Origin of the sequence: Streptobacillus ratti, from assembly GCF_001891165.1 — a bacterium.
GTDB classification, from domain to species: domain Bacteria; phylum Fusobacteriota; class Fusobacteriia; order Fusobacteriales; family Leptotrichiaceae; genus Streptobacillus; species Streptobacillus ratti.
Genome location: NZ_LKKW01000143.1, coordinates 1 through 210, shown reverse-complemented (window position 1 = coordinate 210; position 210 = coordinate 1). Strand labels below are relative to the sequence as shown.

Below are 210 nucleotides of genomic sequence, written 5' to 3'. Positions count from 1 at the left end.
GCGCGACTCTCTGTAGCCGGATTATCCTCAGCTTGCGAGACGCATCACCTCTTTTCTGGCGACTTCACGCGCGTTCGCATCAACAGATAACACATCATCCACACATTGTGGTTCGCGCATATCCATTTTTTCCAGTACGGATAAATTCAACGCGGCGATATCCGTAAAGCGGATTTGTTGCGCAAGAAAAGCAGCCACGGTGATTTCGTT

At 49.5% G+C, this 210-nt stretch carries 1 protein-coding gene; it reads right to left on the bottom strand.

Annotated elements, in window-relative coordinates; translation table 11 throughout:
• Positions 1-27: 27 nt before the first annotated feature.
• Positions 28-210 (bottom strand): hypothetical protein (locus BT993_RS07155; protein WP_208600537.1); only part of this gene is annotated, 183 nt, incomplete at its 5' end.